Here is a 14535-nt window from a genome sequence, read left to right as displayed (position 1 = left end):
CTTTGCTCCGTGTAAAGATAGGTTGTTGTTCACACTACAGCCTACGTTTACGGAGCAAAAGTAATGATTTAGTTGATACATGAGAGTAGTTAAACCTAAAAAGTTTCTCGGGCAACACTTCCTGAAAGACCTGAAAGTGGCACAAGACATTGCCGACACGGTAGATGTCTGTCCCGAAATTCCCATCCTCGAAGTTGGTCCGGGAATGGGAGTACTGACCCAGTTTCTTCTGCCCAAAGAACGCAACGTCAAAGTAGTAGAACTGGACTACGAGTCAGTGGCCTACCTACGGGAAGCCTATCCGCAACTGGAAGACAACATTATTGAGGACGACTTCCTCAAAATGAACCTGCAACGGTTGTTTGGCGGGCAACCTTTTGTGCTGACGGGAAACTATCCTTATAATATCTCCAGCCAGATATTCTTCAAAATGCTGGAATATAAGGATCTGATTCCCTGCTGTACGGGTATGATACAAAAGGAAGTAGCCGAGCGCATAGCCGCCGGGCCGGGCAGCAAGACATACGGAATCCTAAGTGTACTGATACAAGCATGGTACAAAGTGGAGTACTTGTTTACGGTACACGAACATGTCTTCAACCCGCCCCCAAAAGTTAAAAGTGCCGTCATCTGCATGATGCGCAATGAAACGCACGATTTAGGCTGCGACGAGAAATTGTTCAAGCAAGTAGTGAAAACCACGTTCAACCAACGACGCAAGACTCTGCGGAACTCCATAAAACCGATACTCGGCAAAGACTGTCCACTGACGGAGGACGTATTATTTAATAAACGCCCGGAACAACTGTCCGTACAGGAATTTATTCAGCTGACCAACCAAGTGGAACAGGCATTGAGAACGATTAATGATTAATGGCTAGTGATTAAACACGAACAATCATGGAAATAGACGAAGAATACATAGACAAAGTCAAAAGCCTGATAGAACAGAAAGACGCGGAAAACGTCAAAACACTTTTGACCGATCTTCACCCGGCGGATATTGCAGAACTGTGCAATGACCTCGGCTTGGAGGAAGCCCGCTTCGTTTACCGCCTCCTTGACAACGAAACGGCAGCGGACGTACTGGTTGAAATGGACGAAGACATCCGGAAAGAATTCCTGGAACTTCTTCCTTCGGAGACCATTGCCAAGCGTTTCGTGGATTATATGGACACGGACGATGCCGTAGACCTGATGCGCGAACTTGATGAAGACAAGCAGGAGGAAGTACTTTCGCACATCGAAGATATAGAACAAGCCGGTGACATCGTTGACCTGCTGAAATATGATGAAGACACTGCCGGTGGTTTGATGGGTACGGAAATGGTGACTGTCAATGAAAACTGGAGTATGCCGGAGTGCCTGAAGGAAATGCGCCTGCAAGCTGAAAAGCTGGATGAAATTTACTACGTATACGTCATCGACGACGAAGACCGTCTGCAAGGGGTATTCCCATTGAAGAAAATGATAACTTCCCCTTCTGTCTCCAAGGTAAAGCATGTGATGCGGAAAGATCCTATCTCCGTCCATGTAGATACCCCCATTGACGAAGTGGTACAAATCATCGAAAAGTATGACTTGGTGGCAGCTCCTGTTGTAGACAGTATCGGGCGTCTGGTAGGCCAGATTACCGTAGACGACGTCATGGACGAAGTCCGCGAACAGTCGGAACGTGATTACCAGTTGGCATCCGGTTTGTCCCAAGATGTAGAAACGGACGATAATGTCATGCGCCAGACTTCTGCCCGCCTTCCATGGTTACTTATCGGTATGTTAGGTGGTATAGGCAACTCCATGATATTGGGTAACTTCGACACGACTTTCGCCGCCCATCCGGAAATGGCCCTTTATATTCCGTTGATTGGTGGTACGGGGGGAAACGTGGGAACCCAGTCGTCTGCCATCATCGTGCAAGGCCTTGCCAACAGCTCACTGGATGCCAAAGACACCTTCAAGCAGGTAGCCAAGGAAGCAGTAGTGGCGGTCATCAATGCCACCATCATCTCCCTGCTGGTATACATCTATAATTTTATCCGGTTCGGAGCTACGGCTACGGTCACTTATTCCGTCTCCATCAGCCTCTTTGCAGTCGTCATGTTCGCCTCCATCTTCGGAACGCTAGTCCCCATGACTTTAGAGAAACTGAAGGTTGACCCGGCCATTGCCACCGGCCCGTTTATCTCCATTACCAATGACATTATAGGCATGATGCTGTACATGGGTATCACTGTCTTACTGTCATAAAAACAAGAAAATAGAAAAAAATCAAGGCAAATTGTATGAAGTAATCATTTTATTTCATTAATTTGTAGCCTAATGTAACCCGAACGGGAGGAACCCGTTTCTAAAAAAGTAAATACAATGACGGACACTCATGACACTAATCTCCCCGAAAAGCCGGTGGAATTAGAAGAAGAAAAGAAGGCAGCAGAGGTTTCTGAACCGGCAACAACAGAAACTCCCGCTGAAGAAATCGTTTCGGAAAAGCCGGTAGAGCCAGTTCAGAAGCTCACGAAAGAGGAAATACTTGCCAAACTCAAAGAGGTGGTTGCAGACGTGGAGAACGTGGCAAAACCTGAAATAGACGGTTTGAAGCAATCTTTCTACAAGCTGCACAATGCTGAGCAGGATGCGGCCAGAAAACTGTTCATTGAAAACGGAGGCGCCGCGGAGAACTTTGTTCCACAAACAGACTGTGTGGAGGAAGAGTTCAAGAATATCATGTCCGTCATCAAAGAAAAAAGAAGTGCACTCACAGCCGAACTGGAGAAGCAAAAGGAAATGAACCTGCAGGTAAAGCTTTCCATCATCGAAGAGCTGAAGGAGCTGGTTGAATCTCCAGATGACGCCAACAAGAGCTATACGGAGTTCAAGAAACTACAGCAGCAATGGAACGAAGTTAAACTCGTTCCGCAAGCTAAGGTCAACGAGCTTTGGAAAAACTACCAATTGTATGTTGAGAAATTCTATGACCTTCTGAAACTGAACAATGAATTCCGCGAATACGATTTCAAGAAGAATTTGGAAATCAAGACACATCTCTGTGAAGCTGCCGAAAAGCTGGCGGATGAAGCGGATGTAGTTTCAGCTTTCCATCAGTTACAGAAGCTACATCAAGAATTTCGTGATACAGGGCCGGTAGCCAAGGAACTACGCGACGAAATCTGGGCACGTTTCAAAGCAGCCTCTACAACCGTAAACCGACGTCACCAGCAACATTTCGAAGCATTGAAGGAAGTGGAACAACACAATCTTGACCAAAAGACTGTAATTTGCGAAATCATAGAAGCCATTGACTACAAAGAACTGACAAACTTTGCTTCTTGGGAGAGCAAGACGCAAGAAGTCATCGCACTTCAAAACAAATGGAAAACCATCGGTTTCGCTCCGCAAAAAATGAACGTGAAGATTTTCGAACGTTTCCGCAAAGCGTGCGACGAGTTCTTCCGTAAAAAGGGAGAGTTCTTCAAGAGCCTGAAGGAAGGTATGAACGAAAACTTGGAAAAGAAGCGTGCCTTGTGCGAAAAAGCAGAAGCTCTGAAGGACAGTACCGACTGGAAAGCAACCGCCGATGAACTGACCAAACTTCAGAAAGAATGGAAAACCATCGGCCCAGTAGCAAAGAAATATTCGGATGCCGTATGGAAACGTTTCATCTCCGCTTGTGACTACTTCTTCGAACAAAAGAACAAAGCCACTTCTTCACAGCGCAGCGTAGAGCAAGAAAATCTGGAACAGAAAAAAGCCATCATCGAGAAACTGAATGCTATCGATGACCAAATGGATACGGAGGAAGCTACCCAACTGGTACGCGACCTCATGAAAGAGTGGAACGGCATAGGACATGTACCTTTCAAAGAGAAAGACCGAATCTATAAGCAATACCACAGCCAGGTAGACAAATTGTTTGAACGCTTCAACATCAGCGCCTCCAACAAGAAGCTAAGCAACTTCAAGTCGACTATCAGCTCCATTCAAGAAGGTAGTCCACAAGCCCTTTACCGGGAACGTGAGAAGCTGGTACGTGCCTTCGACAATATGAAGAACGAGCTCCAGACATATGAAAACAATCTCGGCTTCCTAACCACTTCTTCCAAGAAGGGAAACAGTCTGCTGACAGAAATCAACCGCAAGGTGGAAAAGCTGAAAGCAGACATCGAACTTGTAAAAGAAAAGATAAAAGTGGTGGACGAGAACATCAAAAACCAAGGATAACGTAACAAGATAAGACTTAATAAAAAAGGAACCCGCCCCTACAGCTATGCAGCCGTGGGGGCGGGTCTACTTTTTATACACCTTATCAATGATGGAACAGACGGATACCCGTGAACGACATGGCAATGCCATATTTATCGCAAGTTTCAATCACATGGTCATCGCGTACAGAACCACCCGCTTGGGCAATGTAATCTACTCCACTCTTATGGGCACGCTCAATATTGTCTCCAAAAGGGAAGAATGCATCCGAACCCAAAGAAACACCTTTCAATGTATCCAACCAAGCCCGTTTTTCTTCACGGGTCAGCACTTCAGGTTTCTCCGTAAAGAACTGCTGCCAAACACCGTTAGCCAGCACATCGTCATGGTCTTCACTGATATAGACATCAATCGTATTATCACGGTCGGCACGGCGGATTTTCTCTACCCATGGCAAATTCAACACCTTCGGATGCTGGCGTAAATACCAAATGTCGGCCTTGTTGCCCGCCAAGCGAGTACAGTGGATACGGCTCTGCTGGCCGGCACCAATACCGATAGCCTGACCGTCCTTCACATAGCATACAGAATTCGACTGCGTATATTTCAAAGTGATAAGGGCTATCATCAAATCACGTTTCGCTGCTTCCGGGAAATTCTTATTCCGAGTAGGAATATTCGCAAAGAGTTCATCTCCATTCAGCTTTATCTCATTACGTCCCTGCTCAAACGTGATACCAAAGACATCCTTATGTTCAATCGGGGCAGGCTTATAGCCGGGACTTATCTGAATCACATTGTAAGTTCCTTTACGCTTTTCCCTCAAGATAGCCAGTGCTTCGTCCGTATACCCCGGAGCAATAACGCCATCCGAGACCTCGCGGTTAATAAAACGTGCAGTAGCCTCGTCGCACACATCACTCAAAGCGATAAAGTCACCATAGGAAGACATACGGTCGGCACCGCGGGCACGCACATATGCGCAAGCAAGCGGAGAGAGCGGAAGATTATCCACAAAATAAATCTTCTTCATTGTCTCGTTGAGTTCCAAGCCGATGGCGGCACCCGCCGGACTGACGTGCTTGAATGAAGTTGCAGCAGGCATACCGGTCGCCTCTTTCAGTTCCTTTACCAACTGCCATCCATTCAAGGCATCCATAAAATTAATATACCCCGGACGTCCATTCAAAACCTCAATAGGTAACTCCCCCTCCTGCATGAAAATGCGAGCCGGCTTCTGGTTAGGGTTACAGCCGTACTTCAGTGCTAATTCTTTTGCCATAAAATTCTGCTTTAATGTTGAAATGCTACAAATTTACAGAATATTTCCGGCTTACAGAAGCCTTGTCACTGAATTTGCCACCGAATACCTACACTGAAATTTTCGTACATGGTCGAAAAGCAACAAAAAAACCACTAAAACTTGCGATTTTAGTGGTTTTTTGACTTAAATAAGGTAAGTTCGTTGGGCTACCTGGATTCGAACCAGGAATGACAGGACCAGAATCTGTAGTGTTACCATTACACCATAGCCCAATTGTTATTATTTCCGTTTTGCGGTTGCAAAGATACAAAGATTTCTATAAATCAAAACAAAAACGAGTATTTTTTTCGCAAAAAACTGATAAGATACCGTAATCCAAAGGATTATATAACTAAAAAAAATCAAAAATTGAAAGAGTTTTCCTCTTTTGCGTGTTTGATATGAGAAATCAACGTATATTTGTCAACTGTTTTAATATAATAATGTATAATGAACGAAACGAAGAAACTGATTCAACAGATAACAGAAGGTATTCAAGATAAAAAAGGAAAAAAAATCGTCATCGCAGATCTGACAAAAATCGACGATACAATATGCAATTATTTCGTCATCTGCCAAGGAAACTCTCCCAGCCAAGTGACAGCCATTGTAGAATCCATCAGGGACTTCACACGCAAGGGTGCCGATACCAAGCCCTTTGCCGTAGACGGGCTGCGCAATGCCGAATGGGTAGCTATGGACTACTCGGACATATTGGTGCATGTCTTCCTGCCTGAAACAAGGGAATTCTACAATCTGGAGCACCTATGGGCAGACGCCAAATTAACTCAAATTCCTGACCTCGATTAATCAAAACGTATGGACAATAATACCAACAAGAAACCCAATAAAGTGAATATGCCCAAGTTCAACCTGAACTGGCTGTATATGATTATAGCGATGATGTTGCTGGGGTTGTACCTGACCAATGAAAGTGGTACGGCAACTAAAAACATCTCTTATGATGAATTCCAGCAATATGTACGAGACGGTTATATAAGCAAAGTCATCGGCTACGACGACAATTCCGTCGAAGCATACGTCAAACCCCAGCACGTAGGAAACGTATTTCGTCAGGACTCCAGCCGCGTAGGCAAGAATCCGCTTATTACGACCGAGGCCCCCTCACGCGAGAGCCTAGGTAATTTCCTGCAAAAGGAAAGAGACGACGCCCACTTTGACGGCTCCATTAACTACGAAAAAAAGCGGAACTACTTCGGTGCCATTTTGTGGCAGATTCTCCCCTTTGCATTCCTTATCGGTTTCTGGATTTTCATGTCCCGCCGCATGAGCGGTGGTGGAGGCATGGGCGGAGGTGGAGGCATCTTCAGCGTAGGAAAGTCCAAGGCCCAATTGTTTGAAAAAGGTTCCCCCATCAAGATTACATTCAAGGATGTGGCAGGACTTGCTGAAGCCAAGCAAGAGGTAGAAGAAATTGTCGAGTTCTTGAAAGAGCCCCAGAAATATACCGATTTGGGAGGTAAGATACCCAAGGGCGCCTTGCTGGTAGGCCCTCCGGGAACCGGAAAAACCCTGCTTGCAAAGGCCGTGGCCGGAGAAGCCAACGTACCTTTCTTCTCTTTGGCAGGTTCCGACTTTGTGGAAATGTTTGTCGGCGTGGGAGCTTCCCGTGTCCGCGATTTGTTCCGCCAAGCAAAGGAAAAAGCGCCTTGTATCGTGTTCATCGACGAGATTGACGCTGTAGGGCGTGCCCGTGCCAAAGCAGCCGCTATGGGTGGCAACGACGAGCGCGAGAACACATTGAACCAGTTACTGACCGAGATGGACGGTTTCGGCTCCAATAGTGGTGTTATCATCTTAGCCGCCACCAACCGTGTGGACGTTTTGGATAAGGCATTGCTGCGCGCCGGACGTTTTGACCGCCAGATACATGTAGACCTACCCGACCTTAATGAGCGTAAGGAAGTATTCGGTGTACACCTGCGCCCCATCAAGATAGACAATAGTGTGGATGTAGACCTTCTGGCACGCCAGACTCCCGGATTCTCGGGGGCAGACATTGCCAATGTATGTAACGAAGCAGCCCTGATAGCCGCCCGCCACGGCAAGAAGTTCGTCGGAAAGCAAGACTTCCTGGATGCCGTAGACCGCATCGTGGGTGGATTGGAAAAGAAAACCAAAATCACTACCGAGGCCGAACGTCGTTCCATTGCCATACACGAAGCCGGCCATGCCAGCATCTCCTGGTTACTGGAATACGCCAATCCGCTGATTAAAGTAACCATTGTACCCCGTGGACGCGCTTTGGGCGCGGCTTGGTATCTGCCGGAAGAACGGCAAATCACCACTAAGGAACAGATGCTCGATGAGATGTGTGCCACCTTGGGAGGACGTGCCGCCGAAGACCTATTCTTAGGTAGAATATCCACCGGAGCCATGAATGACTTGGAACGCGTGACAAAGCAGGCGTACGGTATGATTGCCTATCTGGGTATGAGCGAAAAACTACCCAACCTCTGCTATTATAATAATGAGGAATATTCCTTCAACCGCCCGTATAGCGAAAAGACTGCGGAATTGATTGACGAAGAAGTGAAGCAGATGGTTAATGAACAGTACGAACGTGCCAAGAAAATATTGTCCGAAAACCAAGAAGGGCACAACCGGCTGGCACAACTGCTGATTGACAAAGAAGTAATCTTTGCCGAAGACGTTGAACACATCTTTGGGAAACGTCCATGGGCTTCCCGTTCGGAAGAAATCAGTGCAAACAAGACTGCTGCCGAGCTGAAAAAAGCGGAGCAAGAAGAAGAGCAAAAAGCCATAGAAGCAGAAAAGGAAGTTAAGGAAGAAGAAAAGCATGAAAAATAACTTTATCCAACGTGCCGTTACCGGCGTGTTATTCGTCATAGTATTGGTGGGCTGTATTCTTTACAGCCCCCTTTCGTTCGGTATACTGTTCACCATTATCAGCGCACTGAGCGTACATGAGTTTGCCCAATTAGTCAGCAAGAGCGGCGAAGTAAGCATAAACAAGACCATCACTGCATTGGGGGGAGCCTACCTTTTCCTTGCATTGATGAGTTTCTGTACCCAGCAGTCTGTAGGAGCACGAGTATTCCTTCCTTATTTGGGACTATTGCTCTACATGATGATTACGGAACTTTACCTCAAGAAAAAGAATCCGACGGGTAACTGGGCCTACTCCATGCTAAGCCAATTGTACGTGGCACTCCCCTTTGCCCTGCTGAACGTACTTGCTTTTCAGAATTCCCCGGAAACGAGCAGTGTGACCTACAACCCTATTCTACCGCTTTCCATTTTCGTATTTATCTGGTTGAGCGATACAGGTGCCTATTGCGTAGGTTCGCTGATAGGCAAACACCGTCTGTTCGAACGTATCTCACCTAAAAAATCCTGGGAGGGCAGCATCGGCGGCGGAATATTCTCCATCGCTTCCTCTCTTGGCTTTGCACATTTCTTTCCTTTTATGCCAGGATGGCAATGGGTAGGTCTGGCAATCGTTGTCGTCATTTTCGGCACTTGGGGCGATCTGACCGAATCACTCATGAAACGCCAATTGGGCATCAAGGATTCCGGTAACATTCTGCCGGGGCATGGAGGGATGCTCGACCGTTTCGACAGTGCCCTGATGGCAATTCCTGCAGCAGTTGTTTATCTATATGCCTTGACGATGTTCTAACGACGGCTCACATGACCAAACTTACATAAAACAGATATAAAAAGAGCACCCGGGCAAGATGAATGACATCAAAATCACGGGTGCTCTTTCTAACTATATACTCTCGCAAACTCTTTCTTACTTCAACTGCATATTGGACAAATCCACATTAGTAGTCAGCTTTTCATTACTCCCCACAGTTTTCAAATCAAAGGTTACTTCCACCTCTCCATTCTCTTCTGAATTGAGTTTCAACTTGATGCCTTTGGTTTCAGAGGGGATGTCCAGACTGTTCAAGTTATAGGAGACAGCACCAGGACTACGACGTCCCGTCAGGTCATCATAGTCGTTATAGCGGAGTTCCAAATGGACGTATCCATCTTCGCCATACAAAGTATCATCTTCTTGCGGACGCACCAGGCTGATACGGTGTTTATTATCAGTCGAAGATGGCAGGTTCTGCATGAAAAAAATGTTCATATAGCCACCACTGATGGTAATATCACCTTTATATATACGCACGGGGTCATTACCGAATTCCTCTTCGGTTTCGGGAGTCAGCGTCTCCACCTCTTTCGTCAAAACGTTCTGCAGACGCAGCAGCTTCACAGCATGATCATATCCTGCATAGTCGTCCCACAAAGGATTGAACACGGTAATCACACGCTGCCCATCCACGGCATCATACCACCCTATGTCCGTATTCACCGGCCAGAGCGTCCCCCAAACATCGCAGTTTAAATAAAAGGCATTTCCCGTAACACGCACAGTGGCCCACAAAGGCGGGGTAAAATCACCCAAAGAATATCCGTCGTTATCATCACATGATTGCAAAGCGGGCATCACTGCCAAACATATTGCCATAAATAACCAATGTAGCTTTTTCATAATCAAAGTCCTTTTCATTTGTTTCTGTATAGAAAATACAAAAGCCGGGCATTTACTGCACCGGCTTTTCCCATTTTAACAAATTCTTAATTTTTCGATTATTCTTCCCTCCTCCTCAGTAATGCCACCATCTCGCGGGCAGCATGTTTGGGTGCCCCTGCCTCTCCCAGACAGGATGCCATATACTCATATCCCTCGAGCATCTGACGGCGGTATTCCTTATCGTACAAAATGCGGTTCAGCTCCGAGCGTACCTGCTCTACCGTCATGGTATCTGCAACCAGCTCTTTCACCACCTCCCGGTTGGCTATGAGATTGACCAGGGAAATGTACTTCACTTTCAGTATATGCCGTTTCAGGAAAGCGATAACCTTCCCTATCGGAGTATGGTAACATACCGCTTGCGGCACACGAAACAGAGCTGTTTCCAGCGTTGCCGTCCCCGAAGTGACCAGTGCAGCCTCTGCCTGCCTCAACAAAGGGAATGTCTTGTTGAAGATAATCTTCACGTCCACCCCACCCACATAACGTTTGTAATACTCGGGGGAAATACCCGGAGCACCGGCCAGCACCAGTTGATAATCGGGAAAAGAAGCTGCCGCACGAAGCATGTCGGGCAGATTGTCCTTGATTTCCTGCTTGCGGCTACCAGCCAGCAGAGCAATAACGGGTTTGGCCGAAAGTCCGTTTGCCCGGACAAAGTCGTCGAATGTCTCTGAGCTGGAAGCAAGAAAAGCCGTCACTTCATCCACTGTCGGATTGCCGACATAATGTATCGGATACCCGTGCTTCCCTTCAAAAAATTCCACCTCGAACGGTAGGATGGAGAACAGCTCATCCACATCCCGTTTAATATTCTTGATGCGGTATTCCTTCCATGCCCAAATCTTGGGAGAAATATAATAAAAGACAGGAATCCTTGTGTTGGCATGGACAAACTTGGCTATATCCAGATTAAAGCCCGGATAGTCCACCAAAATCAGCACATCCGGCTGCCACGCAACAATATCCTCCTTGCAGCGCTTCATATTGGCAAAGATGGTGCGCAGATGCAGCAATACGGGAATGAACCCCATATACGCCAACTCTTTGTAATGCTTCACCATCACACCGCCCACTGCAGCCATGAGGTCGCCTCCGAAGAAACGGAACTCCGCTTGCGAGTCCTCCTCCTTCAATGCAGCCATCAGATGGGAGGCATGCAGGTCGCCGGAAGCTTCACCGACAATCAAGTAATACTTCATATCAATTGATAATTGTCAATTAATTCAGAACCATGCTTTCAGTTCATCAATCAAGCCGTATGCCGTTGCATCCACCGTGGTCGGGGTGATTGCCACATAACCGTTATCAAGCGCCCAATGGTCATTCTTCTCATTTTCGGCATCGTTGTTCTCAAACTCGCCGGTCAGCCAGTAGTAATGGGCATCTCCTCTATGGGCAAAGTTTTCCCATTCATTGGTCCATTGCCCCTTGGTTTGTTCGCAAATCTTCACACCCTTCAATTCTTTGGTATCGGGGAAGTTGACATTGAGGCATGTCAACGGAGGGAGTCCTTTCTCCAATACCAGCCGGGCTATCTCGCGGATGTAAGGACCTGCAGGTTCAAAATCAGCGTTCGGCTCATGGTTGCAAAGGGAGAATCCGATGGAAGGCACTCCTTTCAGGCATCCCTCTATCACAACGCCCATCGTACCGGAATAATGCAGGTTTACAGAAGAATTGTCGCCGTGGTTGATGCCGCCTACCACCAAGTCGGGCTTGCGGTCGAGCACCGTATGAAAAGCCAGCTTCACACAATCGGTCGGCGTACCGGAACACTTGTATACCGTCAGCCCAACATCCTTACGGACCAACTGGTAGTGGATAGGTTCCGTTACAGTCAGCGCACACGCACTTCCAGAGCGGGGTGCATCCGGCGCCATTACCACAATCTCGCCCAGCGGACGGAGGAATTTGATTAACTCGCTAATACCTTTCGCAATGATGCCGTCATCATTGGAAATCAATATCAAAGGTCTCTGATTTTCCATAACTTTCTTTTTTATTATCGTGCAAAAGTAGCTAAAAAGGCTTTAAACAGAATACTACAAAGATAATAATTCTTTTGTATTCAAAGATATTTTCAGAAAAGGCTAACTTTGTACCGACAATAGTTGGAATATAATCATTCATAAAATCCATGCTATAATGAACACTTTTTGCCATTCTACCATTGCTGCACGCATCGAGACGGCAGCTGCCGCAATTATTCTGTTTCTAACAACCCTGACAAGCTGTGGCAGGAGCAGTTCTCCCGAGCCACTTGACCAATGGAATGACGGGACATCTACGCTTCACACGGCAGACCCGGTCATTGCAGAAGGCCGGAAGCTCTTCAACGACAAAGAATACCAAAATTTCCGGCTCACCGGAGAAGCCCTCACACAACCCGGCTCCGAAGCAGGCCTCCTCTTTCATACGGACGGCGAGTCCGGTTATGAAGTGATATTCCGTAACGGAGACATCGACGGCACACGCAAGAGCGGCTCACTCGCCTCGGTGCGCAACCTCTATCGCTCACTCGCAAAAGATGGAGAATGGTTTGACTTCGAGATAACCGTACGCGGACAAAACATCATTGTCTGCATTAACGGAACCGAAGTTGTTTGCTATACCGAACCCGGACACCCATATCGCACAGAGGAGCACGCCCGGCAACTGCTGAGTCAAGGTTCCATTGCCCTGCAAGGCATACACGGCGAAGTGTCATTCCGGAATCTCGCCATCGAACGGCTTGCCAAGGAAGCACGCAACGAAGCCGACACGCTTGCTCCGGTAGACGAGCGCACGGATGAGATAATCAGGCTACAGCAGCACGATTTCCCAGTTATAGACTATCACGTTCACTTGAAAGGAGGGCTGACGAAGGAAATGGCACACGCCATGTCCATGAATTACGGTATCAACTATGGTGTCGCCCCCAATGCCGGAGAAGGAGGCGTAGGACGTATGCTGGCCGATGACAAAGAAGTGTACGACTATTTTAATGAAGTAAAAGGGATGCCATTCCTGTGCGGTGTACAAGGTGAGGGACGCAAATGGACGGCAACTTTCTCGCAGGAAGCCTTGGGGATTTTCGATTACCTGTTTACCGACGCCATGACCATCATAGACCACAAGGGACGTAACTCGCGCATCTACCGGGCCGAAGAAGCACTCTTTGATGACATTACGCTTGAACAGTATATGGACCACCTTGTCGACCAAACAGTCCTGATTCTGACCAACGAGCCTGCCGACATTTATGCCAACCCTACCTTCTTGCCCGATACTATGGCGCATGATTACGACAAGTACTGGACGGACGGACGCATTGAACGCGTATTGGATGTATTGCAACAACATGGAATCGCTCTGGAAATCAATGCACGCTACCGGATTCCCAGTTTCGAGATTATCCGTCGCGCCAAAGCACGTGGAATCAAATTCACATTCGGTACAAACAATGTCGATGCCGACTTCGGACGACTGGAATACTGCGCCGAAGCCATCAAGCAATGCGGCCTCACAGCCGACGATATATGGTTCCCGCCGATGAGCACACGCCGCTCCCGCCCCATTGTCATATACAACCGATTCGAGTAGCAGGGAACAACCGCTGTCATCTTCACCAACAGAAACGATACACCTATGGACATTCTTCTCATCATCTTGGGCATCCTCTGCCTGATTGTCGGATTGGCAGGTTGCATCCTGCCTATGATTCCGGGACCGCCCGTAGCCTATGCAGGCTTGTTGCTTCTACATTTCACGGACAAGGCGCAGTTTTCCACCACGCAGTTACTTTTATGGCTGGCAGCAGTCGTCCTTGTACAGATACTGGATTATTTCGTCCCGATGCTGGGCAGCAAATACAGCGGAGGCAGTCGGTGGGGAACGCGCGGCTGCCTCATAGGCACCATCGTAGGGTTGTTCTTCATGCCTTGGGGCATCATCCTCGGCCCCTTTCTCGGAGCCTTTGCCGGCGAACTGATGGGAGGCAGCAAGACAGACCAGGCCTTGAAATCGGGGCTGGGCTCGCTGCTTGGATTCTTGCTGGGCACAGTAGTGAAATGTGTGATGTGTGCGTACTTCTGCTGGGAGTTCGTCAAAGCCTTGGTCTGACACCAGCCCCTTTCCTTCCGCCCGGGAACAACTTATCCCCCGACCATCTTCCACACGGTAGTCCATCTGCATGAGATGTACATCTCGAGCAACATGAGATGCACGTTTCAAACAACACGAGATGTACATCTCATGCAAGTAGAGAGAATAGTCCAAGCCAATGTCTTCCATTGGTTTACAAATCTTAATCTTCTGCAAGCGAGACAAAAAATCAGCTTCATTTCAAGATAAATACGTATATTTGCCCACTAAACAGAGAAAGAACGCTTTACGCGCAATTTACAAGAAGAAAAACAGCGGTAAACGTCTGTGAGTTATTAACAAAACAGCCGACTTATCAACCGTTTTTGCAATC

The 14535-nt window shown here is 47.4% G+C and carries 12 protein-coding genes and 1 tRNA gene; 8 read left to right on the top strand and 5 right to left on the bottom strand.

From position 1 onward, the window contains the following. Positions 1 to 79 precede the first annotated feature (79 nt). The 3 genes from rsmA (at position 80) to NQ510_RS07675 (ending at position 4218) form a co-directional block, all read left to right on the top strand. A complete protein-coding gene (rsmA, locus tag NQ510_RS07685) occupies positions 80 to 874 on the top strand; it encodes a 16S rRNA (adenine(1518)-N(6)/adenine(1519)-N(6))-dimethyltransferase RsmA (protein ID WP_005824025.1) in 795 nt (264 codons plus the stop codon). A gap of 26 nt (positions 875 to 900) precedes the next feature. Further along, positions 901 to 2247 (top strand): magnesium transporter, encoded by a 1347-nt coding sequence (mgtE, locus tag NQ510_RS07680; protein WP_005824027.1) that lies wholly within the window; start codon positions 901 to 903, stop codon positions 2245 to 2247. 117 nt (positions 2248 to 2364) lie between these two features. Beyond that, positions 2365 to 4218, top strand: coding sequence for a DUF349 domain-containing protein (locus NQ510_RS07675; RefSeq protein WP_005824028.1), 1854 nt, complete (start codon positions 2365 to 2367; stop codon positions 4216 to 4218). A gap of 85 nt (positions 4219 to 4303) precedes the next feature. On the opposite strand, the gene NQ510_RS07670 is transcribed toward NQ510_RS07675, so the two are convergent. Beyond that, positions 4304 to 5482, bottom strand: a complete 1179-nt coding sequence (locus NQ510_RS07670) for a phosphoribosylaminoimidazolecarboxamide formyltransferase (protein WP_005824030.1) — start codon at positions 5480 to 5482, stop codon at positions 4304 to 4306. A 183-nt stretch (positions 5483 to 5665) separates the two neighbouring features. Beyond that, a tRNA-Gln gene (locus NQ510_RS07665) sits at positions 5666 to 5736 on the bottom strand. Between the two features lie 217 nt (positions 5737 to 5953). Here NQ510_RS07665 and rsfS point away from each other — a divergent pair. From rsfS to NQ510_RS07650, 3 genes are read left to right on the top strand one after another with little or no spacing between them, the layout of a single operon-like run. Next, positions 5954 to 6313, top strand: a complete 360-nt coding sequence (rsfS, locus tag NQ510_RS07660; protein WP_005824036.1) for a ribosome silencing factor — start codon at positions 5954 to 5956, stop codon at positions 6311 to 6313. A 9-nt stretch (positions 6314 to 6322) separates the two neighbouring features. Beyond that, positions 6323 to 8335 (top strand): ATP-dependent zinc metalloprotease FtsH, encoded by a 2013-nt coding sequence (ftsH, locus tag NQ510_RS07655; RefSeq protein WP_005824037.1) that lies wholly within the window; start codon positions 6323 to 6325, stop codon positions 8333 to 8335. Beyond that, positions 8325 to 9167 (top strand): phosphatidate cytidylyltransferase, encoded by an 843-nt coding sequence (locus tag NQ510_RS07650; protein ID WP_005824038.1) that lies wholly within the window; start codon positions 8325 to 8327, stop codon positions 9165 to 9167. Before ftsH ends, NQ510_RS07650 begins: the two co-directional genes overlap by 11 nt. Before the next feature lie 117 nt (positions 9168 to 9284). Here NQ510_RS07650 and NQ510_RS07645 read toward each other — a convergent pair whose 3' ends face one another. From NQ510_RS07645 to surE, 3 genes are all read right to left on the bottom strand, one after another. Further along, positions 9285 to 10034, bottom strand: a complete 750-nt coding sequence (locus tag NQ510_RS07645; protein ID WP_034525364.1) for a NigD1/NigD2 family lipoprotein — start codon at positions 10032 to 10034, stop codon at positions 9285 to 9287. 98 nt (positions 10035 to 10132) lie between these two features. Beyond that, positions 10133 to 11278: a lipid-A-disaccharide synthase gene (gene lpxB / locus NQ510_RS07640; RefSeq protein WP_005824044.1), complete on the bottom strand. Its 1146-nt coding sequence runs from the start codon at positions 11276 to 11278 to the stop codon at positions 10133 to 10135. A gap of 24 nt (positions 11279 to 11302) precedes the next feature. Then, positions 11303 to 12067, bottom strand: a complete 765-nt coding sequence (gene surE, locus NQ510_RS07635) for a 5'/3'-nucleotidase SurE (RefSeq protein WP_005824046.1) — start codon at positions 12065 to 12067, stop codon at positions 11303 to 11305. A gap of 157 nt (positions 12068 to 12224) precedes the next feature. On the opposite strand from surE, the gene NQ510_RS07630 reads away from it, so the two are divergent. Both NQ510_RS07630 and NQ510_RS07625 read left to right on the top strand, forming a co-directional pair. Beyond that, positions 12225 to 13661 (top strand): DUF1080 domain-containing protein, encoded by a 1437-nt coding sequence (locus NQ510_RS07630; RefSeq protein WP_005824049.1) that lies wholly within the window; start codon positions 12225 to 12227, stop codon positions 13659 to 13661. A gap of 45 nt (positions 13662 to 13706) precedes the next feature. After that, positions 13707 to 14180 (top strand): DUF456 domain-containing protein, encoded by a 474-nt coding sequence (locus tag NQ510_RS07625; protein WP_005824051.1) that lies wholly within the window; start codon positions 13707 to 13709, stop codon positions 14178 to 14180. The last annotated feature ends 355 nt before the right edge of the window (positions 14181 to 14535 follow it).

This window comes from Bacteroides uniformis (assembly GCF_025147485.1).
Lineage (GTDB): Bacteria > Bacteroidota > Bacteroidia > Bacteroidales > Bacteroidaceae > Bacteroides > Bacteroides uniformis.
The sequence above is the reverse complement of the archived record's forward strand: the minus strand, read 5'-3'. Positions and strand labels throughout refer to the sequence as shown.

Coding starts and splice junctions, on each gene's coding strand:
- ftsH (WP_005824037.1), top strand. CDS start 6,323: ATGGACAATAATACCAACAAGAAACCCAATAAAGTGAATATGCCCAAG.
- rsmA (WP_005824025.1), top strand. CDS start 80: ATGAGAGTAGTTAAACCTAAAAAGTTTCTCGGGCAACACTTCCTGAAA.
- NQ510_RS07625 (WP_005824051.1), top strand. CDS start 13,707: ATGGACATTCTTCTCATCATCTTGGGCATCCTCTGCCTGATTGTCGGA.
- NQ510_RS07645 (WP_034525364.1), bottom strand. CDS start 10,034: ATGAAAAAGCTACATTGGTTATTTATGGCAATATGTTTGGCAGTGATG.
- NQ510_RS07650 (WP_005824038.1), top strand. CDS start 8,325: ATGAAAAATAACTTTATCCAACGTGCCGTTACCGGCGTGTTATTCGTC.
- mgtE (WP_005824027.1), top strand. CDS start 901: ATGGAAATAGACGAAGAATACATAGACAAAGTCAAAAGCCTGATAGAA.
- lpxB (WP_005824044.1), bottom strand. CDS start 11,278: ATGAAGTATTACTTGATTGTCGGTGAAGCTTCCGGCGACCTGCATGCC.
- NQ510_RS07670 (WP_005824030.1), bottom strand. CDS start 5,482: ATGGCAAAAGAATTAGCACTGAAGTACGGCTGTAACCCTAACCAGAAG.
- NQ510_RS07675 (WP_005824028.1), top strand. CDS start 2,365: ATGACGGACACTCATGACACTAATCTCCCCGAAAAGCCGGTGGAATTA.
- surE (WP_005824046.1), bottom strand. CDS start 12,067: ATGGAAAATCAGAGACCTTTGATATTGATTTCCAATGATGACGGCATC.
- rsfS (WP_005824036.1), top strand. CDS start 5,954: ATGAACGAAACGAAGAAACTGATTCAACAGATAACAGAAGGTATTCAA.
- NQ510_RS07630 (WP_005824049.1), top strand. CDS start 12,225: ATGAACACTTTTTGCCATTCTACCATTGCTGCACGCATCGAGACGGCA.